Annotated in this window: 21 protein-coding genes and 2 rRNA genes; 15 read left to right on the top strand and 8 right to left on the bottom strand. The window is 40.0% G+C overall.

Features of this window, described 5'->3' with window-relative positions:
* Positions 1-159 precede the first annotated feature (159 nt).
* The 10 genes from QNH29_RS18500 to QNH29_RS18455 all read left to right on the top strand — a co-directional run bounded on the left by QNH29_RS18500 (position 160) and on the right by QNH29_RS18455 (position 11,347).
* Positions 160-3,097 (top strand): 23S ribosomal RNA (locus QNH29_RS18500).
* A 198-nt stretch (positions 3,098-3,295) separates the two neighbouring features.
* Positions 3,296-3,411: ribosomal RNA gene (rrf, locus tag QNH29_RS18495) — 5S ribosomal RNA — on the top strand.
* A 192-nt stretch (positions 3,412-3,603) separates the two neighbouring features.
* Positions 3,604-3,756, top strand: a complete 153-nt coding sequence (locus QNH29_RS18490; RefSeq protein WP_283860837.1) for a YpzG family protein — start codon at positions 3,604-3,606, stop codon at positions 3,754-3,756.
* A 685-nt stretch (positions 3,757-4,441) separates the two neighbouring features.
* On the top strand, positions 4,442-5,623 hold the full coding sequence (locus QNH29_RS18485) for an ABC transporter substrate-binding protein (RefSeq protein ID WP_283860836.1): 1,182 nt from the start codon (positions 4,442-4,444) through the stop codon (positions 5,621-5,623).
* 86 nt (positions 5,624-5,709) lie between these two features.
* Complete coding sequence (locus QNH29_RS18480) at positions 5,710-6,588, top strand: branched-chain amino acid ABC transporter permease (protein ID WP_283860835.1); 879 nt, start codon at positions 5,710-5,712, stop codon at positions 6,586-6,588.
* A 13-nt stretch (positions 6,589-6,601) separates the two neighbouring features.
* On the top strand, positions 6,602-7,540 hold the full coding sequence (locus QNH29_RS18475; RefSeq protein ID WP_283860834.1) for a branched-chain amino acid ABC transporter permease: 939 nt from the start codon (positions 6,602-6,604) through the stop codon (positions 7,538-7,540).
* A 1-nt stretch (position 7,541) separates the two neighbouring features.
* Positions 7,542-8,324, top strand: coding sequence for an ABC transporter ATP-binding protein (locus QNH29_RS18470; RefSeq protein ID WP_283860833.1), 783 nt, complete (start codon positions 7,542-7,544; stop codon positions 8,322-8,324).
* Entirely contained in the window at positions 8,317-9,024 is a 708-nt protein-coding gene (locus tag QNH29_RS18465; RefSeq protein WP_283865678.1) for an ABC transporter ATP-binding protein, read from the top strand. Before QNH29_RS18470 ends, QNH29_RS18465 begins: the two co-directional genes overlap by 8 nt.
* A gap of 111 nt (positions 9,025-9,135) precedes the next feature.
* Positions 9,136-9,798, top strand: a complete 663-nt coding sequence (locus tag QNH29_RS18460) for a LytA/YqiH family protein (RefSeq protein WP_283860832.1) — start codon at positions 9,136-9,138, stop codon at positions 9,796-9,798.
* 73 nt (positions 9,799-9,871) lie between these two features.
* Positions 9,872-11,347 carry a spore germination protein gene (locus QNH29_RS18455; protein ID WP_283860831.1) on the top strand — a complete coding sequence of 492 codons (1,476 nt, stop codon included), beginning with the start codon at positions 9,872-9,874 and terminating at the stop codon, positions 11,345-11,347.
* Positions 11,348-11,389: 42 nt separating this feature from the next.
* Here QNH29_RS18455 and QNH29_RS18450 read toward each other — a convergent pair whose 3' ends face one another.
* The 4 genes from QNH29_RS18450 to QNH29_RS18435 all read right to left on the bottom strand — a co-directional run bounded on the left by QNH29_RS18450 (position 11,390) and on the right by QNH29_RS18435 (position 14,237).
* Complete coding sequence (locus QNH29_RS18450; protein WP_283860830.1) at positions 11,390-11,665, bottom strand: YqhV family protein; 276 nt, start codon at positions 11,663-11,665, stop codon at positions 11,390-11,392.
* Positions 11,666-11,780: 115 nt separating this feature from the next.
* Entirely contained in the window at positions 11,781-12,545 is a 765-nt protein-coding gene (locus QNH29_RS18445; protein WP_283860829.1) for a sulfite exporter TauE/SafE family protein, read from the bottom strand.
* A 123-nt stretch (positions 12,546-12,668) separates the two neighbouring features.
* Positions 12,669-12,956 carry a hypothetical protein gene (locus QNH29_RS18440; protein WP_179600947.1) on the bottom strand — a complete coding sequence of 96 codons (288 nt, stop codon included), beginning with the start codon at positions 12,954-12,956 and terminating at the stop codon, positions 12,669-12,671.
* Between the two features lie 30 nt (positions 12,957-12,986).
* The gene (locus QNH29_RS18435) at positions 12,987-14,237 is read right to left on the bottom strand and encodes an MFS transporter (protein ID WP_283860828.1); all 1,251 of its coding nucleotides are present in this window, start codon (positions 14,235-14,237) and stop codon (positions 12,987-12,989) included.
* A gap of 163 nt (positions 14,238-14,400) precedes the next feature.
* Between QNH29_RS18435 and QNH29_RS18430 the strand changes: the two genes are divergently transcribed.
* The 5 genes from QNH29_RS18430 to cysC are packed head-to-tail and all read left to right on the top strand — an operon-like array spanning position 14,401 to position 18,245.
* Complete coding sequence (locus tag QNH29_RS18430) at positions 14,401-15,168, top strand: phosphosulfolactate synthase (RefSeq protein ID WP_283860827.1); 768 nt, start codon at positions 14,401-14,403, stop codon at positions 15,166-15,168.
* A complete protein-coding gene (locus QNH29_RS18425; RefSeq protein WP_283860826.1) occupies positions 15,153-15,686 on the top strand; it encodes a histidine phosphatase family protein in 534 nt (177 codons plus the stop codon). The genes QNH29_RS18430 and QNH29_RS18425 overlap by 16 nt, the downstream gene beginning before the upstream one ends.
* A gap of 40 nt (positions 15,687-15,726) precedes the next feature.
* Positions 15,727-16,428: a phosphoadenylyl-sulfate reductase gene (locus QNH29_RS18420; RefSeq protein WP_481858841.1), complete on the top strand. Its 702-nt coding sequence runs from the start codon at positions 15,727-15,729 to the stop codon at positions 16,426-16,428.
* A gap of 55 nt (positions 16,429-16,483) precedes the next feature.
* Complete coding sequence (sat, locus tag QNH29_RS18415) at positions 16,484-17,656, top strand: sulfate adenylyltransferase (protein WP_283860825.1); 1,173 nt, start codon at positions 16,484-16,486, stop codon at positions 17,654-17,656.
* Complete coding sequence (gene cysC / locus QNH29_RS18410) at positions 17,646-18,245, top strand: adenylyl-sulfate kinase (RefSeq protein ID WP_283860824.1); 600 nt, start codon at positions 17,646-17,648, stop codon at positions 18,243-18,245. Before sat ends, cysC begins: the two co-directional genes overlap by 11 nt.
* 9 nt (positions 18,246-18,254) lie before the next feature.
* Here the strand turns inward: cysC and QNH29_RS18405 are convergent, their stop codons facing one another.
* The 4 genes from QNH29_RS18405 to QNH29_RS18390 form a co-directional block, all read right to left on the bottom strand.
* Entirely contained in the window at positions 18,255-18,872 is a 618-nt protein-coding gene (locus tag QNH29_RS18405) for a YitT family protein (protein ID WP_283860823.1), read from the bottom strand.
* Between the two features lie 183 nt (positions 18,873-19,055).
* The gene (locus tag QNH29_RS18400; RefSeq protein WP_283860822.1) at positions 19,056-20,504 is read right to left on the bottom strand and encodes a carbon starvation CstA family protein; all 1,449 of its coding nucleotides are present in this window, start codon (positions 20,502-20,504) and stop codon (positions 19,056-19,058) included.
* Between the two features lie 148 nt (positions 20,505-20,652).
* On the bottom strand, positions 20,653-21,384 hold the full coding sequence (locus QNH29_RS18395; protein WP_283860821.1) for a LytR/AlgR family response regulator transcription factor: 732 nt from the start codon (positions 21,382-21,384) through the stop codon (positions 20,653-20,655).
* The gene (locus QNH29_RS18390) at positions 21,385-23,121 is read right to left on the bottom strand and encodes a sensor histidine kinase (RefSeq protein ID WP_283860820.1); all 1,737 of its coding nucleotides are present in this window, start codon (positions 23,119-23,121) and stop codon (positions 21,385-21,387) included.
* Between the last annotated feature and the right edge of the window lie 99 nt (positions 23,122-23,220).

Raw genomic sequence — 23,220 nt, 5'->3', positions numbered from 1 at the left:
AGGCAGCATGATGTAAATCTCTGAAGTTTAATCACGATGTGATTGAAATCAGTAGCCTCGTTCCTTGAAAACTAGATAATCGTAAGAAGAAGTCAAAGTAAAACCGAGAATCGCCACATTAGTTTTTCTCTCTTATTCATTTAAGAGTATAACCATTTAGGTTAAGTTAGAAAGGGCGCACGGTGGATGCCTTGGCACTAGGAGCCGATGAAGGACGGGACTAACACCGATATGCTTCGGGGAGCTGTAAGTAAGCTTTGATCCGGAGATTTCCGAATGGGGGAACCCACTGCTCGTAATGGAGCAGTATCTTTACCTGAATACATAGGGTATTGAAGGCAGACCCGGGGAACTGAAACATCTAAGTACCCGGAGGAAGAGAAAGCAAACGCGATTCCCTGAGTAGCGGCGAGCGAAACGGGACATAGCCCAAACCAAGAGGCTTGCCTCTTGGGGTTGTAGGACACTCAACATGGAGTTACAAAGGAACGGGGTAGATGAAGCGACCTGGAAAGGTCCGTCATAGAAGGTAAAAACCCTGTAGTTGAAACTTCGTTCCCTCCTGAGTGGATCCTGAGTACGGCCGGACACGTGAAATCCGGTCGGAAGCTGGGAGGACCATCTCCCAAGGCTAAATACTCCCTAGTGACCGATAGTGAACCAGTACCGTGAGGGAAAGGTGAAAAGCACCCCGGAAGGGGAGTGAAAGAGATCCTGAAACCGTGTGCCTACAAGTAGTCAGAGCCCGTTCATGGGTGATGGCGTGCCTTTTGTAGAATGAACCGGCGAGTTACGATCCCATGCAAGGTTAAGTTGAAGAGACGGAGCCGCAGCGAAAGCGAGTCTGAATAGGGCGAATGAGTATGTGGTCGTAGACCCGAAACCAGGTGATCTACCCATGTCCAGGGTGAAGTCCAGGTAACACTGGATGGAGGCCCGAACCCACGCACGTTGAAAAGTGCGGGGATGAGGTGTGGGTAGCGGAGAAATTCCAATCGAACTTGGAGATAGCTGGTTCTCTCCGAAATAGCTTTAGGGCTAGCCTCACGTTGTAAGAGTCTTGGAGGTAGAGCACTGTTTGGACTAGGGGCCCTCATCGGGTTACCGAATTCAGACAAACTCCGAATGCCAAAGACTTATCCGTGGGAGTCAGACTGCGAGTGATAAGATCCGTAGTCAAAAGGGAAACAGCCCAGACCACCAGCTAAGGTCCCAAAGTTTACGTTAAGTGGAAAAGGATGTGGAGTTGCTTAGACAACCAGGATGTTGGCTTAGAAGCAGCCACCATTTAAAGAGTGCGTAATAGCTCACTGGTCGAGTGACTCTGCGCCGAAAATGTACCGGGGCTAAACGTAACACCGAAGCTGTGGATTGACACCATATGGTGTCAGTGGTAGGAGAGCGTTCTAAGGGCGTTGAAGCTAGACCGTAAGGACTGGTGGAGCGCTTAGAAGTGAGAATGCCGGTATGAGTAGCGAAAGATGGGTGAGAATCCCATCCACCGTATGCCTAAGGTTTCCTGAGGAAGGCTCGTCCTCTCAGGGTTAGTCGGGACCTAAGCCGAGGCCGAAAGGCGTAGGCGATGGACAACAGGTTGATATTCCTGTACCACCTCTTTATCGTTTGAGTGATGGGGGGACGCAGGAGGATAGGGTAAGCGCACTGTTGGATATGTGCGTGTAAGCAGTTAGGCTGGTGAATAGGAAAATCCGTTCACCTTAAGGCTGAGCTGTGATGCCGAGGGAAATATAGTACCGAAGTTCCTGATTCCACACTGCCAAGAAAAGCCTCTAGCGAGATAAAAGGTGCCCGTACCGCAAACCGACACAGGTAGGCGAGGAGAGAATCCTAAGGTGAGCGAGAGAACTCTCGTTAAGGAACTCGGCAAAATGACCCCGTAACTTCGGGAGAAGGGGTGCTTTTTGAGGTGAATAGCCTCGAAGAGCCGCAGTGAATAGGCCCAGGCGACTGTTTAGCAAAAACACAGGTCTCTGCGAAGCCGCAAGGCGAAGTATAGGGGCTGACGCCTGCCCGGTGCTGGAAGGTTAAGAGGAGGGGTTAGCTGCTAAGCGAAGCTCTGAATCGAAGCCCCAGTAAACGGCGGCCGTAACTATAACGGTCCTAAGGTAGCGAAATTCCTTGTCGGGTAAGTTCCGACCCGCACGAAAGGCGTAACGATCTGGGCACTGTCTCAACGAGAGACTCGGTGAAATTATAGTACCTGTGAAGATGCAGGTTACCCGCGACAGGACGGAAAGACCCCGTGGAGCTTTACTGTAGCCTGATATTGAATTTTGGTACAGCTTGTACAGGATAGGTAGGAGCCTGAGAAACCGGAGCGCCAGCTTCGGTGGAGGCGTCGGTGGGATACTACCCTGGCTGTATTGAAATTCTAACCCACACCCCTGATCGGGGTGGGAGACAGTGTCAGGTGGGCAGTTTGACTGGGGCGGTCGCCTCCTAAAGAGTAACGGAGGCGCCCAAAGGTTCCCTCAGAATGGTTGGAAATCATTCGCAGAGTGTAAAGGCACAAGGGAGCTTGACTGCGAGACCTACAAGTCGAGCAGGGACGAAAGTCGGGCTTAGTGATCCGGTGGTTCCGCATGGAAGGGCCATCGCTCAACGGATAAAAGCTACCCCGGGGATAACAGGCTTATCTCCCCCAAGAGTCCACATCGACGGGGAGGTTTGGCACCTCGATGTCGGCTCATCGCATCCTGGGGCTGTAGTCGGTCCCAAGGGTTGGGCTGTTCGCCCATTAAAGCGGTACGCGAGCTGGGTTCAGAACGTCGTGAGACAGTTCGGTCCCTATCCGTCGTGGGCGCAGGAAATTTGAGAGGAGCTGTCCTTAGTACGAGAGGACCGGGATGGACGCACCGCTGGTGTACCAGTTGTCTTGCCAAAGGCATCGCTGGGTAGCTATGTGCGGACGGGATAAGTGCTGAAAGCATCTAAGCATGAAGCCCCCCTCAAGATGAGATTTCCCATAGCGTCAAGCTAGTAAGAACCCTGAAAGATGATCAGGTTGATAGGTCAGAGGTGGAAGCGCGGTAACGTGTGGAGCTGACTGATACTAATCGTTCGAGGACTTAACCAAATAGAAAAGCGGAGGCGACTGGTCAACTTCGACAGACGTTGGAGAGCCGGCACTGCAAATCCCGGTTTTGGATTTGTAGGGACGGATCGAAACGGCCGAGAAGTTAGGAGCCGAAGCTGGACAATATTAAGGTGAACTCGTTTTACAAACTTCTTCTGATTATCTAGTTTTGAGGGAATGAAACCTCAAACTAAATAGTCTGGCAGCATTGGCGAGAAGGTCACACCCGTTCCCATACCGAACACGGAAGTTAAGCTTCTCAGCGCCGATGGTAGTTGGGACTTTGTCCCTGTGAGAGTAGGACGTTGCCAGGCAAGCAGGAAGATAACCTAATTGGGTTATCTTTTTTTTGTGTCTTAAGAACACTCTTATTTTCAAGTAGTGACCATATGGTGGAGTTGCTAAATGATATGTATTTTTATACTGTAACATCAAATACTATTAATGATATTCCTGTAATATCGCGTTTCAGAGTATCCCAATCCTAACTATTGAGGTGATTTATTGTGAGTACTCGAGATCATTTGGATCCACATTCTCAAAAGTTCTTCAATAATTGGACCCGGCCGAAGCGTGCTAGTTCTCAGGTAAATGGGCACACAAAAATTTCTCAACATAATATTATCGCGAGATCAAACGCAAAGGCCCATAGGTGGTAAAGGATACATCTGAGTCAGGAAGAAAGAAGACGAAATTTGTCTTCTTTCTTTTTTTTGAAGGATTTTTTCGGAAATATGGTGGGAAAACGTAAAATTTTAGAGTAATGATATTAACAGAGTACATTGTAGAGTCATTGGGACAAGGATTATCCAAAAAGGGAAACTGTCTTAATGTTGGTTTTATTAGGACAGGGCAAGCCCAAAAATAAGGATAGCTGTCCAAATGTTACTCTAGGTTAGACAATTAATTTTTCAAAGAGTTTGTTTTTGCAAATTATTATTGCTTTTTCAATTATTTTAATCACCTAAAAGAATCCAAAAAAATTAGTTTCCTTCGCCAGATGAGGATGGTAATAAAAGTATATATTAGGAAAATATATCTATTATAAATACATTATTTGGAATAGTATTTTTTATAAGCTTTTATTAATATCATTAAAATACAAATCCGAAACCATCATAAATTTACTTTGAAAAAGCCTTACAACAACAAGAAAGCGCTTCAATATTTACAAAAAATAAAAAGTTCTGAAATATTGAAATAATATACTAGACTAACAATGAAAAAAGTACTACAATAACTAATGTTAATTAATTTAGCCTATAAACAAATCTCATGGGGGCAATAAGGATACTAATTTACGATTCTTAGTATCTGAAAATTCAATCAAAGGAGGAAACACTCATGAATAAGAAATTAGCAAGTGTGTTTATGGCTTCTACCATCTTTGCTGGAGTATTAGCTGGATGTGCAGGAGGAGCGAAAGAAAGTTCAGAAGGAGGTAATTCAGATACCATTAAATTAGGAATTAACTTAGAGCTTTCAGGGAACGTTGCGTCATATGGTGAATCAATGGCAAAAGGGATTGAAATGGCTGTTGAAGAAATCAATGAAAATGGCGGTGTTGATGGTAAAAAGTTTGATGTTGTGAAAGTTGATAATAAATCAGAAGCAGCTGAGGCTACAAATGGAATTATTAAGTTAACAAGCCAAGACAAGGTAACAGCTGTCATTGGTGCAGCAACAAGCGGTAATACAGTAGCTCAAGCTCAAATTGCAAATGATACGAAAACTGTTTTAATTGCACCAGGTGGTACAAGCCCGACAGTAACTGTTGATGAAAAAGGGAAAGTAAGAGAATTTGTTTTCCGTACTTCTTTCATTGATCCTTTCCAAGGTACAGTAGCTGCAAACTTTGCCTTAGATACATTAAAAATTAAAGACGCAGCGATTTTTGCTGACAACTCAAGCGATTATGCAAAAGGTTTATCTAACGCATTCAAAGAAACTTTTGAAGCAGCAGGTGGAAAAATTGTAGCAGAAGAAGCATATGTAGCAAAAGATACAGATTTCCGTGCAACGTTAACTAGAATCAAAGCAAAAAATCCTTCTTTCATCTTCATCCCTGGTTATTATGAAGAAGTTGGATTAATTGTAAAGCAAGCTCGTGAATTAGGAATCGATGTTCCATTAGTGGGTGCAGATGGCTGGGATTCTCCTAAGTTAGTTGATTTAGCTGGAGCAGAAGCATTAAATAATACTTATCTAATCAACCATTACTCATCTGAAGATCCAGATGAAAAGGTTCAAAAGTTTGTTTCCACCTTTAAAGAACAGAACAATGGTGAAGCGCCTAATGCCTTTAATGCACTTGGTTATGACACAGTTTACTTTTTAGCAGATGCGATTAAGCGTGCTGGCAGCACTGATTCAAGTAAGATTCAGGCAGAATTAGCGAAAACAAAAGATTTAAGCCTTGTTACAGGTGTAGTAACGATTGATGAAAACCATCATCCAATTAAAACTGCTACTATCTTAGAATATAAAGATGGCAAACAAGTATTTAACACAAAAGTAAATCCTTAAAAGTACTAGTTTAGTAAAATGGAAGGATAATCCTTCCATTTTACTTATGTAAAGAGTTAATTATGGAAAAAATAGGAGTGAGAACAATGGAGTGGTTACAACAATTGATTAACGGAATATCACTCGGTAGCATCTATGCCTTAATCGCATTAGGCTATACCATGGTTTATGGAATTATAAAATTAATTAACTTCGCCCATGGTGATGTTTTTATGGTAGGTGCGTTTGTCGGGTTTTATGCGATTAAGGGATGGGGTCTAGGATTCTTTCCAGCATTATTACTGTCAATGACGTTTTGTGCGGTATTTGGAGTACTAATTGAAAGAATCGCCTACAAACGTCTAAGAAATGCAACTAGAATTGCGGCCTTAATAACCGCAATAGGAATGTCGCTTTTAATTGAGTACGGAGTGATATATGCACGTGGGGCGCAACCAGAAGCGTATCCTGACAATGTCTTACCAAGCACAAGTTTTAATCTATTCGGTGCACAAATCAGCAGTCAATCCTTATTCATCTTGGGAGTATCTGTCGGCCTGATGATTATTTTACAATTTATCGTTCATCGTACGAAAATTGGTAAAGCAATGCGTGCGGTTTCACACGATATGGACGCTGCCCGCTTAATGGGTATAAACGTAGACCGAACCATCTCTTATACCTTTGCGATAGGGTCTGCACTGGCAGGGGCTGCTGGTGTTATCTTTGGTGTTTATTATACGAAGATTGAGCCATTAATGGGGATCATCCCTGGATTAAAGGCATTCGTAGCTGCTGTTTTAGGTGGAATCGGAATTATCCCTGGAGCCATGGTTGGCGGTCTTATTCTTGGTGTTGTAGAGTCAGTGGTAAGTGCAATGGGATTCTCCCTATGGAGAGACGCAGCAGCATTTATTATCTTAATCCTAATTTTAATTTTTAGACCTTCAGGCATCTTTGGAAAAAATACAAGAGAGAAAGTGTAGGTGAGATAGACAGATGAAAAAGGTAAATAAATTCTGGCTATTTCTCATTTTAGCAGTACTAATTTATGGAATTGGCCAAGGCTTAATTCAAACAGGTATATTAAACGCATTTTATAGCAATATGATGATTCTAATGATTATTAACATCATCTTAGCGGTCAGTCTTCACCTGGTTATTGGGATTACCGGACAATTTTCAATTGGACATGCTGGATTCCTTGCAATTGGGGCATATGTGTCAGCAATTATTACGATGAAATTTGAATTGCCTTTCGTTCTAGCCATTATTATTGGAGCAATTGTAGCAGCGATTGCTGGTCTTTTAGTAGGGATTCCAACCTTGAGACTGCGAGGGGATTATCTGGCTATCGCTACTCTCGGATTCGGTGAAATTATCAGAATAGTATTTTTAAATATTGAGTATGTTGGCGGCGCTGCTGGAATGATGGTTTCCAATAAGACGACATGGACAAGTGCATTTGTCTGTCTTGTTATTACCATTCTTGTTATATCCAATTTCACGAACTCGCGGCATGGAAGAGCATGTATTGCCATTAGGGAAAATGAAATTGCGGCAGACGCAATGGGGATTAATACAACATTTTATAAAGTCGCGGCATTCGCAATTGGTTCCTTTTTCGCCGGAATTGCCGGCGGATTATTTTCGCATAACTTTTACATTATCCAGCCAACCAACTTTGGTTTCTTAAAATCATTTGATATTTTAATCTTTGTTGTATTAGGCGGACTTGGAAGTATGTCTGGTTCTGTAATTGCGGCCATTCTTTTGACTATTATTTCTACGTACTTACAGCAATATCCTGAAACTCGAATGATTATTTACAGTATCGTATTGGTTGTTGTTATGCTTTACCGTCCACAGGGCTTAATGGGTACCCGTGAAATTACAGATTTCTTTGGTAAAAAGAAAACTGTGAAAGGAGGAAATTAACGTGGGCGCTTTACTACAGGTTAAAAATGCAGGGATACAATTTGGCGGGTTAAAAGCCGTTTCAGGTTTTAATATGGAACTCAATCATGGAGAATTGGTCGGTTTGATTGGTCCAAATGGGGCTGGAAAAACCACGAGTTTTAATTTACTCACTGGTGTATATGTTCCAACAGAGGGAGATATCTTGTTCGATGGAAAAAGACTAAATGGTCTTGCACCATACCAAGTCACACGAAACGGAATCAGCCGTACGTTTCAGAATATCCGTCTTTTCAGCGAATTATCTGTATTAGATAATGTAAAGGTTGCTTACCACTCTTTAGCGAAGCATTCCATTTTAAGTTCCATCTTTCGCCTTCCTTCCCATTTCTCCGAAGAAAAGGTGATGGAAGAAAAATCGCTGGAATTTTTGAAGATATTCCAATTAGATCGTTATAAAGATGAAAAAGCCAAAAACTTACCATACGGTCAGCAGAGAAGATTGGAAATAGCGAGAGCATTGGCTGCAAGTCCGAAATTATTACTGCTTGATGAGCCAGCTGCTGGTATGAATCCTCAGGAAACACACGAGTTGATGGAATTAATTGCTTTTATCCGAAAACAATTTGATTTGACGATTCTTTTAATTGAACATGACATGGCACTAGTTATGGGGATTTGTGAGCGAATTTATGTACTTGACCATGGACAGCTAATTGCAGAAGGAACTCCTGATGAAATTCGTAATCATCCAAAGGTAATCGAGGCTTATTTAGGAGAGGAGGTTACGAGTGACCATGCTTAAAGTAAATGGTATTAATGTTTTTTATGGAAATATTCATGCTCTTAAAGGAGTTTCATTAGAAATCAATGAAGGAGAAATTGTTACCCTGATCGGTGCCAATGGAGCAGGTAAAAGTACTCTTCTTAAGACATTATCCGGGCTCCTAAAGCCAAAGTCGGGGACTATTGAGTATTTAGGAAGTTCGATTTCCGGCAAGGCTCCTCAGTCGATAGTAAAGTCCGGTATATCACATGTACCAGAGGGACGACGTGTATTTGCCAATATGAGTGTCGAGGAAAATCTAGAGCTGGGAGCTTATTTACGAAAGGATTCAAAGGAAATCCGTAAAGATATCCAAAACGTTTACGAGCTTTTCCCAAGGCTGGAAGAGCGTCGAAAACAGTTATCGGGAACTCTTTCTGGGGGAGAACAGCAAATGCTGGCAATGGGCAGAGCGATCATGGCAAAGCCTAAACTACTTTTACTGGATGAGCCTTCCATGGGATTGGCCCCATTAATGGTAAAAACGATTTTTCAAATTATCGAGAAAATCAATCAAGATGGCACAACAATCCTATTGGTCGAACAGAATGCGAATATGGCACTATCGGTGGCAGACCGCGCCTACGTAATCGAAACAGGACGGGTTGAAATCTCAGGAACAGCAGCAGAGCTGCAAGCTAGTGAAGACATCAAAAAAGCCTACCTTGGCGGTCTCTAGGATTCCCACTGGGATTTCAAAAATCTCTTATAAAAAAATATATATTCTTGTAACTCTAAACTCCTTTTAATCGACTATTTATGTAATTCGGTTAAAAGGAGTTTTTCAATTATGCGATATAAAATATTGATGATTTTATTGGCAGGATTCTTAAGCGCTTGTGGTACTGGCAATCAAACAAATGGGAACGGTGAGGTTGTGAAGAAAGAGAAACAAAGTCACGTTGCTGCAAATGTTCATCCAACTATCGAAATAAAAGAAGAGAACAACTCAACCATTATTAATTACAAAGTGAAAAATATATCTGGTGGACCTCTAAAACTATCTTTTGCAAGCGGGTTACAGGCAGATTATATCGTTTATGATGAGGAAGGGGAAAAAGTAAAACAGTATTCTGAAGAAGTCATGTCAACACAGGCCATCACCGAAATGACATTTAATAATAACGAAGAGCTTCAAAACTCGTTTACCATTTCTGACCTTTATAATGGAATTTATAAAATTGAAGTTTTTTTAACAGCAGAAGAGGAGAAAGCAAAGGTTGTAATGGATTTATTGGTTGAAAAATCGTTATTTACAAAGGATGATGGTGTATACACAGGTCAAATCGATCCCCATTCTATTGAGGTGGATATGAATGGAGAAAAGGTAGCCTTTCAGTTGAAAGAGGAAGCGATTCAGCAATTGACAGCCTTAAAAGAGGGCAGTGAAATTTCATTTGTATATACCGATAATGATATACAAAAGACTATTGAAAAGTTTTTACTGGATTAATCACGAAAGGTTTGTATATAACCTCCAAACTTGCAGCAAAATACCATTATGAAAATTTTAGGAGTTGGCAGGTTTGGGAAAAAAGGGTACTCAGGTTCCAGTAAAAGAGACGTTTGAAGAAAATGTTGATTATTTAATAAAAGAATTACGGATCGGAAAAAGCTTTGATGTAATCCATCGTCCCTTAGAATGGGGAGAGCATAAGTTTGCCATGTTCTTAATTGATGGTTTTGCTGCGGCAAATATCCTCCTATTAATCATGAAAGAGATTGAAAAGCGTAAACCAGAGGATTTTGGCGACGATCCAATTGACAAGCTTTTTAAAACTTTCATTCCACATGTAGAGGTCAATAAATCGAAGGATTTAGAAGAGGTTATCGCGCAGATCCTTGCTGGTCAAACGGCATTAGTGGCAGAGGGCGGTAAAGAGGTTATTCTGATTGATTCCCGTGAATATCCGATTCGTTCTCCTCAAGAGCCTGATATTGAACGTGTTGTCAGGGGACCGCGTGATGGCTTTGTTGAAACGATTGTTTTTAATTTAGCTTTGATAAGAAGACGTGTGCGTGATCGCTCCCTGGTAATGGATTACGTTCAGGTAGGAGAACGCTCTAAAACAGATATAGCCTTAGTCTATATTGATAGTATTGTTGATATGGAACACGTAAAGATGTTAAAAGATAAGCTTGAGGTTATATCTGTTGATGGTATTTCAATGGGAGAGAAAACCATAGAAGAGTTTGTTTTTGGCCGAAATTATAATCCCTATCCACTTGTCCGTTACACGGAAAGATCAGATACAAGTGCGGTTCATTTAATGGAGGGTCACGTACTAATTGTGGTGGATGGTTCACCGAGTGTGATGATCTGTCCATCTACCTATTGGCATCATTTACAACATGCAGAAGAATACCGCCAAAAGCCAATCGTAGGTGTCTTTTTAAGATGGGCCCGATTCATAGCTGTGATGGCTTCTTTATTCCTTTTACCACTTTGGTATACCTATGCTTCCAATGAGCAGCTGCTATCAGACAGGTGGAAGTTTATTGGGCTGAAAGAACCCGGAGAAATTGGTTTGATATGGCAATTTCTAATTGCAGAAGTCGGTATAGAAATTCTCCGAATGGCCGCCATTCACACCCCGAACGCCCTTGCAACCGCACTTGGTATCGTCTCTGCGATTATTATTGGAGATGTGGCCGTACAGGTGGGAATTTTTACTCATGAGGTGGTCCTTTATGTAGCAGTTTCCGCAATCGGAAATTTCGCTACACCAAGTTATGAATTAAGCTTAGCAAATCGATTATTCCGTGTATTCTTTTTAATGATGGTCGCTCTACTTAAAGTACCAGGTTTTGTCATCGGGATTACAGTGTGGATTATTCTCCTTGCAAGAACAAAGAGTATGAATACACCTTATTTATATCCATTCATTCCGTTTCATCCACAGGATTTTAGGATTATGCTTGCCCGAACGCCAATCCCAATAAAAAATACCCGGGCCAGAATACTCAACCCCCAAGATGCAACTAGACAATCACATAAATAGGCCTATCATCAGTCAATGATAGGCTTTCTTTTTATGTAGTTTTCATGATGATCTTACACCTATGAAGATAAAACTTACTCCAAGAGCAATCCAAACGAATTTCATAATTGATATTTTTTCAACCAATCCTATTAACCCAATGGAGGTGGTTAATACTAATATAATTGGTCCGATAAGAGCGAGAGAAGAGTTAACCATTAGGGCTTTTTCTACCGTATTAAACTTAATCATCAGGATAGCTGCAAATATTTCAATGCTGCCAGATATTAATCGTAAAAAAGCCATTCCGAGCACTACTTTTTCAATAATGATAAACATAATGACCTCCTGGAATTACCATTTCTACATTAAGTATATGATGGGTATTGCAGGAGAAGGACAGGTTTTTCTTTTTCATTTAAAAATAGAAAAAACACGGCAGCCACCGTGTTTTTTAAATGAGTTTAACACCACTAATCAAAATTATGATTGCCATAATCGTTCTTAAGGGTTTTGCAGGAAATTTCGACGATAAGTTACTTCCAATCAGAACACCTGGAATGGAACCCATTAGCAGGTTCATCACCAATACATAATCAACATTGCCAATTCCAGCATGCATAAATCCAGCTGCTGTGACAAGTAAAAATGCATGTGCAATATCTGTACCAACAAGCTCTGAAGGACTCATTCTGTATAAATATAGCATCGCTAAGGCAAATAAGGAACCAGAACCAATAGAAGTTAATCCGACAATAAAGCCCAAGATAACCCCAATTCCAATCGTTAAACCACGTTTTTCGTGGAGAGGCTTCTTTTGAAGAGAATTTTCTTCTATTTGACCTTTAGCAAACGTTTTAATTAAAGTAGTCAACGCTACTAAAATTAAAACGTAACCTAAAGCATGCTTGATTACTTCCTCTTGGTTATGAAAAAATGAGTCGAACAGATGGAGTATTCCAACTGCACAAATTGCACTTGGAATGCTGCCAATAGCAAGATATTTTACCAACGTAAGATTGATCGTCTTTTGTCTCCAATGTTGAAAGGATCCAAAAAGCTTGGTGATGGAATTATAAACCAGATCCGTTCCTACTGCTATGGAAGGACTTATTCCTAGTAATATTAATACTGGTGTTAACAATGCAGCACCGCCAACACCGGTCAAGCCCACCAAAAATCCTATTAATAGCCCCATTAGAATGATTCCAATACTCATTAGGCCACACACTCCATATTTGTCTAACTGCTTACCAATAAGTTATGAAGTGGTTAAATGCCATGTTACTATTGCCCAGACCCAAATTAAAAGAGGGCGGTCAATACCGTCCTCAAATTTTATCTATTCTTCTTCATGCTCTTCTTCTTTAAGCTTAATTTTTTTACAGCCGACATACAAACAGGATAGTATATCAAGACCTGGTTTAGCCTTAGCTAATCCTTTGATATAGGGAGTAACCAAATCTTTAAAATCTGAGCCCACTTCTTCATCTTCTAGAATGCCATAAACATACAGCTTCTTTTCATCAAATAAAAAGGCAACATTTCCTACACCCTTATTTTTTGAATTCACTACATTTAGGACCTGATATTCAGGGGTAATAACCTCAGGTGAAAAATATATTTGCAATTAAATCTTCTCCTTTATATCTTACATATCTTAAGTGAATTGCAATTTTTCAAATAAAGAGTCACTTTCATTTTCTTCAGCTGGTTTGGTTTTCGCTACATGAATTAGAAACATACAAAGCAATGCGCAAACTAACGTTAAACCAGCAGTAACTAAGAACATACCTGATCTCGACCATTCCATTAAGGAGCCGAATACAGGGGGACCAATCGCTACCCCTAAAAATCGAACAGAACCATATAAGGAGGTTACAAAACCCCTGCGATCTGTTGGAACAGAACCGGTGATAAAACTATTGATACATGGAAGAACGAGGCCTGTCCCGATACTGCTTATGGAAAGGACGGCGAAAAATGGGACTAAATTTTTAAAGAAAATCAGTGATGCAAATGATGTGGTCATGAGCAATAACCCTACTATGATTAATGTTTTCATTCGCTTCATCTTTTTACCAATTTTACTTCCGGTTATATAGGATGTGGTGGTCATGACGAGAAGAGGAATGGCTAAAATCAATCCTTTTAACACACCATCAATTTTATAATCCTTTTCTAAAATGTCTGAAATGTAAAATAAAATCCCAAAAAGTGTAAATAAACAGGTAGCTCCTGTTATATAAGCCGCAAATAACCAGCGTCCCTCTGTTTTAAAAACAGAAGCAAGACCCTTGACATATTTACCAACTGGAGGGGGTTCCTTTTTAGTTTTCTTTTCTTTAATGAAAAAGATGGTTAATAGTAAGGACATAAGGCAAAAAATCGGAAAGGCGAAAAACGCTGCATACCAAAAGATTAAGGCTAATAGCGAACCGATGATAGGGCTGATGACCTTTCCAAAACCGTTGGACGCTTCCACCAAACCTAAGACTTTACTCTGTTGTCCACCTTTAAATAAATCACCTGTTAAGGCCATGGCAATAGGGGCAGTTCCTGCAGCACCCATACCTTGCATAATCCTGCCTGCAAGAATCCATGTATAAGCATTGTCAAACCAAGCGGAGGCCGCACCCGCTAAAAGCCCTCCGCTCCCATATAAAATGAGGGCAGGGATAATAATAGCCTTTCGAGAGAACCTGTCAGACAAATAACCTAAGACAGGAATAGATATGGCGGCTGCAATCGAAAATGCAGATATGATTAAACTAACCTGAAATTGAGAAATATCGAGTTCAGATTTCATCTTAGGAAGAACTGGAATAAGCATCGAGTTTCCTAAAACAAGGATAAGCGGTATCGAACTAATGGCCAGAATCGTCAAGCCCTTATGTTTTTGCTTTGACAAGGATGTACACCCCTAACTGTGAGAATAGCCTTTTTATTGTTTCAAGTGAAGGCAGAGTTTATGCAAGACACTAGCCTAATTTCTCCTTTTCAAGCCTAATATCTACACATTCACCTAATTTTTGAATAATCTATCCTAGAAAAAAAGAGGAGGCGCTTTTTATATGGATTTTTTAATACTTCCAGAAAGGACGTCAGGTAATAGAACGTACGGATTGACCTCAGTGATTGATTTCGGCACCCCAATCGGTGAGTTAAAACATATTTTAGATGATTATGGTTATCTGATTGATATTGCCAAGATAGGAATTGGCTCGGCCTATGTGACTCCAAATTTAAAGCGTAAAATAGAACTTTATAAGGAGCACCAAATAAAGCCTTATTGCGGGGGAACTTTATTTGAAAAATGTTTTTATCAAAATAAGGTACCTGAATATTTAAGACATTTACGTAATTTAGGAATTGAATGGATAGAAATTTCCAACGGAACGCTGGATATACCACTTGAGGAGCGCCTCCAACTGATTTCCAACATCAAAAAGGATTTTCATGTCATAGCGGAGGTTGGATCAAAGGATTCTAATAAGGATATGGATATTTTTGATTGGAAGGAAGAAATGAACCTTTTATTACAGGCAGGCTGTGACTATGTAATCACTGAGGGCAGAGATTCAGGCACATCTGGAATTTATGAAAAATCTGGCAGCATTAAATCGAATTTGATACAGGAATTATTAAAGGATATCGACAGCAAAAAAATTATCTTTGAAGCACCAACTCCAAAACATCAAATGTATTTTATTAGAGAAGTTGGACCGAATGTTAACTTAGGCAATGTAAGACTTCAGGATGTTTTAGTATTAGAAACACAACGATGCGGCTTGCGGAGTGAAACCTTTTATGTGGAGGAAGATGAATGCAAATTACTGTGATTAGACACCTTCCGACGGAGTGGAATAAAAAAACATGGCTTCAGGGGAAGAAGGATATCGGGCTTTCACAGATTACTGAAGAACTAATAAAAGGGATCGAGGACAATCAAGTAGTACTGCAAAAGTTATCACCATTTGACCTCGTATTAGCAAGTACATTACAAAGAACACACCAAACAGCAAATTTGTATGGCTATTCATACGAAATAGAGGGATTATTGGATGAATTAGATTTTGGATCATTTGAAGGTGTACCTAAAAATAACCTGATTCAAAAATATGGGGACATGTGGTTCGATAATCCCAAGGAACTGATTTTAGGTGAAAGTATAACCAACTTAGAAAAACGGATTTCAATGTTCTTAGATAAATATCAAAAATATACAAATATTCTTGCGTTTGGTCATGGCTCTTGGATAAGAGCATTGATTTCATATGTCAATTACGGCCATATTAACCAAATGAATAAAGTTGAAGTGGTTAATAATGCCTGTATCACATTGAACATTGAAACCTAAGGGATAAGGAGAGAAATGGAGGGTCTGAGGATTGTCTGAGATGTTAACGCATGATAATTGGGATGTAAAACGAATTGCCTCCTTTATGGATAGTCAGCCAGATTATTTAGATGTATTGAAGTGGGCATATCGAGAATATAGAGAAGACATAGTCTATGCCTGCAGCTTCGGTGCAGAGGGTATCGTACTAATCGATTTAATTTCGAAGGTGAATAAAGAGGCGAAAATTTTTTTCCTTGATACAGGACTACATTTTCCAGAGACATATGAATTAATTGAAAAAGTTAAAAATCGATACCCTTCCTTGCAAATCAACATGATTAAACCGAAACAGTCCTTGGAGGATCAAGCAAAATGGTACGGTGATGAATTATGGAAGCATAATCCCAACCTTTGCTGCCATATGAGAAAGGTGGTTCCGCTAAAGGAGGCCTTAGCGGATACAAAAGCATGGATTTCTGGCTTAAGAAGAGATCAATCCCCCACTAGGAGCAATACAGAATATATAAATAAAGATGACAAATTTCAAAAAATCAAAATCTGTCCCCTCATCCATTGGTCCTCAGAAGATATCATGACGTATATTCAACTAAATAAGCTGCCATATAATCCACTGCATGACAAAGGCTACCCAAGTATTGGCTGTGCTCCTTGTACAAAACCTGTTTCAGACCAAAAAGATTCTCGCGCGGGAAGATGGGCGGGTTTAGCAAAAACTGAATGTGGACTTCATGAATCATAACAAGCTGCCAACGGACAGCGTTTAAAGATTCAGAAGGATTTTGGAGGGAAGAATCGTGAGTGAAAGTGTCCCACACGGTGGAAAATTAATCAATCGAATTAACCAAGGTCTTTCTATTGACCTATCACGAAACTATGTTTTACTCGATAATTTAGAGTTAAGCGACCTGGAGTTAATTGCAAATGGTGCGTATAGCCCTTTGGAAGGATTCATGGGAAAAGCTGATTATGAATCGGTTGTAAATACTATGAGACTTGCCAACGGACTTCCATGGTCGTTACCGATTACATTGGCAATTGATAAAAATAAGGCAATTGAACTTAAGGTTGGCGAAACCATTAACCTAATAAAAGATGGAATTGTTTATGGTGAAATGAATGTGGAGGAAATCTATATTCCTGATAAAATTTTAGAGGCGGAAATGGTGTATAAAACAACCGACTTACAGCACCCTGGTGTAAAAAAACTTTTTGCTAGGGATGAACTCTATGTGGCGGGACCTATTACGATGGTTAGAAGGATCAATAACAGTGAGTTTGAACGTTTTTACCTAGATCCCATTCAAACTAGGGAAAAATTTAGGTATCTCGGCTGGAAGACAGTGGTAGGGTTCCAAACAAGGAATCCCGTTCACCGGGCACATGAATATATTCAAAAAACAGCATTAGAGACAATTGATGGTCTTTTCTTAAATCCCCTCGTTGGAGAGACAAAGGCTGATGATATCCCAAGTGATATCCGGATGAAAAGTTATCAGGTTTTACTTGAACATTACTATCCAAAAGATCGTGTTTTCTTATCTGTTTTCCCTGCTGCGATGCGTTATGCGGGACCAAGGGAAGCCATTTTTCATGCCATCGTCCGGAAAAATTTTGGATGTACTCATTTTATTGTGGGGAGAGACCATGCTGGAGTTGGAAATTATTATGGGACATACGATGCACAGAAAATCTTTAGCGAATTTAACGAAGTAGATTTAGGAATTAAACCTTTATTTTTTGAAAACAGCTTTTATTGTAAAAAATGCGAGAACATGGCCTCTGAGAAAACTTGTCCGCATAATGTGCGTGATCATGTCGTCCTGTCCGGTACTAAGGTAAGGGCCATGTTAAAAAATGGTGTGCACCCGCCTAAGGAATTCAGCCGGCCCGAGGTAATAGATATTCTGATTCAAGGTATGAAACATGTTTACACGAAGGAAATAAAGGGTGTTGAACATGAAAAATAGTCAAAACATTACATGGCATCACTCGAGTGTGAGCAAGAAAGAACGCCATGTTAGGAATGGGCATAAAAGTTGTGTTCTTTGGTTTACTGGTCTATCTGGTTCAGGGAAATCTACTTTGGCTAATGCAGTAGATTACGCTTTATTTCAAGAGGGATGTAGAAGCTATGTATTAGATGGGGATAATATTCGGCATGGATTAAACAGTGATTTAAGTTTTCGTCCAGCAGACCGAAAAGAAAATATCCGGAGAATTGGGGAAGTGGCAAAGCTATTTGTTGATAGCGGCATTATCGTTTCCTCCGCCTTTATATCACCATTTCAAGGGGATAGAGAGCTTGTTCGCCAAATGTTTGAAACAGGAGAATTTGTAGAAATTTTTGTGAAATGTCCGATTGAAGTTTGTGAAATTAGGGACCCAAAAGGGTTATATAAGAAAGCTAGGCAGGGAGAAATATCAGAGTTTACAGGGATTTCTTCACCGTATGAGACACCTGATACACCTGAGATTGTCATTGAAAGTCATCATTTGACCATTGCTCAATCAGTTGAACTAATAAAAAAATACCTAAAAGATAAGAAGATTCTATAAGGGATCTTCTTATCTTTTTCGCCAATTTGCAGTTAAAAACCTTATCCTATGAATCTTTAAATCGTAGATATAATCAATAATATTGGTGGAAAAAAATTGGCAAATTATCGCATATAATACGATGTTATAATCGATTACAACAGCAGTTAGTAAAAAGATAATTAGGTTAATTCCCATCATCACTTTTCCAGGGCTCCACTGTTTGTAGTTGGCAATCATTAATGAGGGAATGACCATCCCTCCGCTGGATGCTCCTGCACGAATCAGTAAGCCAACTCCGAAGCCAAAAACCATACTCCCTGCCACTATACAGATGAATATATTAATATGCGGGTGAGGATAGTAAGCGGTTATGTAACCTACCGTCATAGCGGTAATGGCGACTGAAATAATCGTGCGAAAGGTCCAGGTAAATCCAAAATAGGGGAGAGCAAATAATAAAAAGGCAACATTAGCCAGCCATAAGGAAAAGCCAAGTGAAAGGTGGAAAAAATGATTAATTAGGATGGCGAGACCAGCACCGCCGCCGGATGGGATAGAATGTGGAAATAAAAATACAGACATCGCAATCCCCTGCAGGGTTGCTCCTAATATTAAACAAAAATAAGTCAGCAATGTTTTTTTCATAAACTAATAGAAATTAATCCTCAAATATATAATCACTATTTCCACATTCATTCCTCCTCTATGGACTACCTCTCCTTGTCCATTTTATGAGAAAAGAAAAAGGATTATGTTGATTTAATTTATCTCATAAAAAAGTGCACGCTGGATGCAGCGTACACTCAAATTTTTATAGCAAAAAGTATATTATGCAACCTTCCAGCCAGAGATATCATCTTCAAGCGGCATATTATTCGCTCGTGCATTTTTAGCAGCGCGGAAGAACAACCCGATAAGTATAGCTGCACCAATGAAGCCGCCAATCCATGAAACTGTCATCGGCAATCCAAACCCGATAGGGGCATTTAAAATATAGGTAATGACCATCACTAACATGAAAGAGCCTGGTACGAGTGCTGTAAAGTAGTTTTTCTTAGCGATATACAAGTACATAGCACCGACAAAGAGCGCAATCACAGCTGTTGCTTGGTTTGCCCAGCTGAAGTATCTCCATAAAAGGTTAAAGTCAATTTGAGTGAGCACAGCTGAAATGGCGAATAATGGGAGTGCGATCCATAATCGGCTTGAAAATTTCTTTTGGGCAATTTTTAAGTATTCCGCAATAATCATACGTGCACTACGGAATGCAGTATCCCCAGAGGTAATTGGAAGGACCACTACTCCGAGTACTGCTAACGTTCCGCCAATGGCTCCTAGTAGAGCAGTAGAGGCTTGGCTGACAACAGCACCAGGGCCGCCTGCTGCTAAAATATCATTTAATCCGTTATAACCATTGAACAAACTCATCCCGGCAGCTGCCCAAATCATAGCGATGACACCTTCTGTAATCATCATGCCGTAGAAGATTTTTCGACCTTGTTTTTCATTTTGAGTGGTACGTGAAATAATTGGTGTTTGTGTTGCATGGAATCCAGAGAGAGCTCCACAGGAAATCGTGAAAAATAATAATGGTAAAATAGGTGCATTAGCAGGGTGGAAGTTCGTTAATGATAATTCAGGAATTGGTGCCCCTGTTATGACCATACCAATTCCTACGCCTAATGCACTGACTAAAAGCAATGCACCAAAATAAGGATAAAGACGGCCAATAATTTTATCAACTGGAAGTAATGTAGCGGCAATATAATAAACGAAAATAGCAGTAATAATAATTCCTACCGCAATTTTTCCATCCATTAATACATGAAGCAGACTTGCTGGTGTTGAAACAAATACCGTACCTACTAATAATAGAAGAAGCACAGCAAAGGCATTTACCACATGCTTCATCACTTTTCCTAAAAACTTACTTGCCAGTTCCGGTAAATGAGCACCGCGATTACGGATCGATATCATACCGGTTAAATAGTCATGCACTGCCCCTGCAAAAATACAGCCAATAACGATCCAGATGAAGGCGACTGGTCCGTAAAGTGCACCCATAATTGGACCAAAAACTGGACCTGTTCCAGCAATATTTAAGAGCTGGATTAATGAATTCTTTGATGTGCTCATAGGCACATAGTCAACGCCATCATTATTAACATAGGCAGGCGTTGCACGATCTTCCTTCACACCGAACATTTTTTCAATAAATTTTCCATAAGTAAAATAACCAATAATTAAAAGTGCAATTCCGGCTAGAAATGTATACAATTTCTTCTCCCCCTTTTATGAATGAATGCGGTTACATTTATTAGTTTAAAAGAGTAAGAGGCAGAATAGAGTGATTTTCAATTAAAAGGTAGAAAAATAAGAATATCATGCTCATAGTAGGAATTAAGATGCAAAAAAATTAGAATGATTATATTTCTAATCGTGACCTCAATGCTTTTACGTAATTTCTGCTAACGGAAAGTAATTCCTTCCTGCCTTCAATTTCCAACTGATAGGCCCCGTTAAACCAGGGGGACAACCGGTTCACATATTCCAAATTCACAAGAAAGCTCTTATGAATTCTAAAAAATCCAAAGTTAAGTAGTCTGCTTTCCAAATCTTTAAGAGGAGTTTTCGTTTCAAATTCACGATTTTTTGTAATGAGTTTGGTGACTTTATCTTCTCTGACAATATATAAAATTTCTTTTGGTTCAAGATAAATGATTTCACCGTCTACCTCTAGGGCAAGTTTTCCCGGAGGTTTTCCCGTATCCTGTTCGATTGGACCAATGAACTTCCTCTCAATACGCTTAATGGTTTCGTGTAATTGCTCTTCATCAAAGGGCTTTAAAAGATAATCAATTGCGTTATACCGGAAAGCTTCCGCAGCAAATTGCGGATAGGCGGTTGCAAACACAACCAATGGTGCCTTTTTTAGTTCCAAGAGTGCTTTAGCTGCTTTCATTCCATTCATTTTGGGCATTTCTACATCCAAAAAGACTACATCAGGCTGAAGTTGAATAGAACTTAAGATAGCAGACTCACCTGATTCAGCTTCTCCAACAATTTTAATATATTGGTAGGTTCCTAATAAATGTTTTAATTCATCACGACTGTAGGGTTCATCATCAACAATTAGTGTTCGAATAGATGTTTCCATTTAACTTACCTCCGTACAAGGGACACAAAATTCTATCTCAGTCCCTTTATTTAACTCACTCTTAATATATAGTCGTGAACCTTCGCCATACATGATGGTCAACCGGCGGTTAACATTGTAAAGGGCTACTCCATTTCCAGTTTCCGAAAGAATAGGAGATTTACACATTTCATTTGCACGCTCCTTACCTATACCAATCCCGTTATCCTCAACCTTTACAAGGGTCTCTTTGTTTTGTTTTTGAATTGTAATTCTCACCAACCCATTCCTTTCTGTATCCTTCAGGCCATGTTTAATTGCATTTTCTACAATTGGCTGAAGGGTGAGAGGGGGAATTGTCTCTAATAGCGCGATTTCCTCGATATCGTATACGACTGACAATTTATCTTTAAATCTCGCTTCTTCTATAGCCAAATAAGCTTTAACATGCTTTAATTCCTGCTCTAAGGTCGTCACGCTTTGAGTCGTGACGGTAAGGTTTTGCCTCAAGAAATGGGACAAAGAAACAAGAAGCTTCCGTGCCTTAGGAGGATCGACTCGTACAAGTGAAAGAATCGTGTTCAATGTATTAAACAGGAAGTGAGGGCTGATTTGCGCTTGAAGTGCCTTAATTTCCGCTTCCTTTGCTAGTTGATAGGACTTGTCTGCTTCAGCTAGTTCAAGCTGGTTACTTAAAAGTGAACTAAGCCCTGTTATTAGTTCCATCGTGACAGGTGTTATTTCTTTTTCAGAACGAAAATAGAACTTTAACGTTCCAATCGTTTTCCCTCGCTGTTTTAAGGGTGCAATAACGGCTGCACCAAGAGGACAGCCCCTTTGCCGGCAATGAATAGATTCTTGGTTTGCGACCACAATTGCGCCCTTATCGATGGCCTCCATTGTAATTTCGGTTTGAATGGGATTTTCAGGACGATGATGGTCCTGCCCAAGTCCAACATGGGCTAAGATATCCGACAGATTTGTCATCGCCACCGCTCTCGTATTCATTTCATTATGGAGGATATCGCAGACTATTTTTGCAGAATAAGCAGTAAGTCCGCTTCTAAGATAGGACAGGGTCTTTTCCGCAATTCTTAATGTTTTTTGGGCCTGCAGAGCGCCTGCTTTTTCTTCTTCATTTATGACACTTTTGATAATAAGCAGGAATAGCGCACAGCCTAAACCGTTAGCTATGATCATCGGCAAACCAATAATCTCTACCAATGTCCATGCCTTTTCAAAGGGTGAGGCAAGGAGAAGAATCACAACCATTTGTAAGGATTCTGCAAGAGCTCCAATGAAAAAAGCAGATCTTAACTTTAGGACTTTATTTTTTCGATAAAAGATTCCTGCCAGTATTCCTGCGACAATGGTTGCTAAACCACAGGATAGTCCGGTAAAACCCCCAAGTGTAAAACGGTGTATACCTGCAATTAATCCTGCACCAATTCCGACCTTATATCCACCAAGGAGACCTGCTAATACCACACCTATTACTCGTGAATTGGCAATTGCCTCGTCGGCATTTAATTCGGACGTCCAACGGTTTATTTCAAGGCTGTCGGTATTTAGAGTTAAACCTGAATATGTTCCAATAATCCCAAAAAAACCAAAGAACAGAATCGCTGTCAATTGCTGCTTTCGATTCAATTTCTCCTGATAAATCATATCCCGAAAGAAAGGAAATCTCGTTAAAATAAACGCAATCATTACTAGAATGCCTAACCGCTCCACCATGGTAATCAATAAATTCAACATAACAATACTCCTTAGAGTGGCTGTCATCGCCCAATCTATATACCCTTTTAGTATAACAGTATTAGGAATATTCGGAATAGTAAAAAACGACATCTTGCT

This window comes from Neobacillus sp. DY30 (genome assembly GCF_030123065.1).
Classification (GTDB): domain Bacteria; phylum Bacillota; class Bacilli; order Bacillales; family Cytobacillaceae; genus Neobacillus.
Note: the sequence above shows the minus strand (reverse complement) of the source record. Positions and strands in the feature narration are given on the sequence as shown.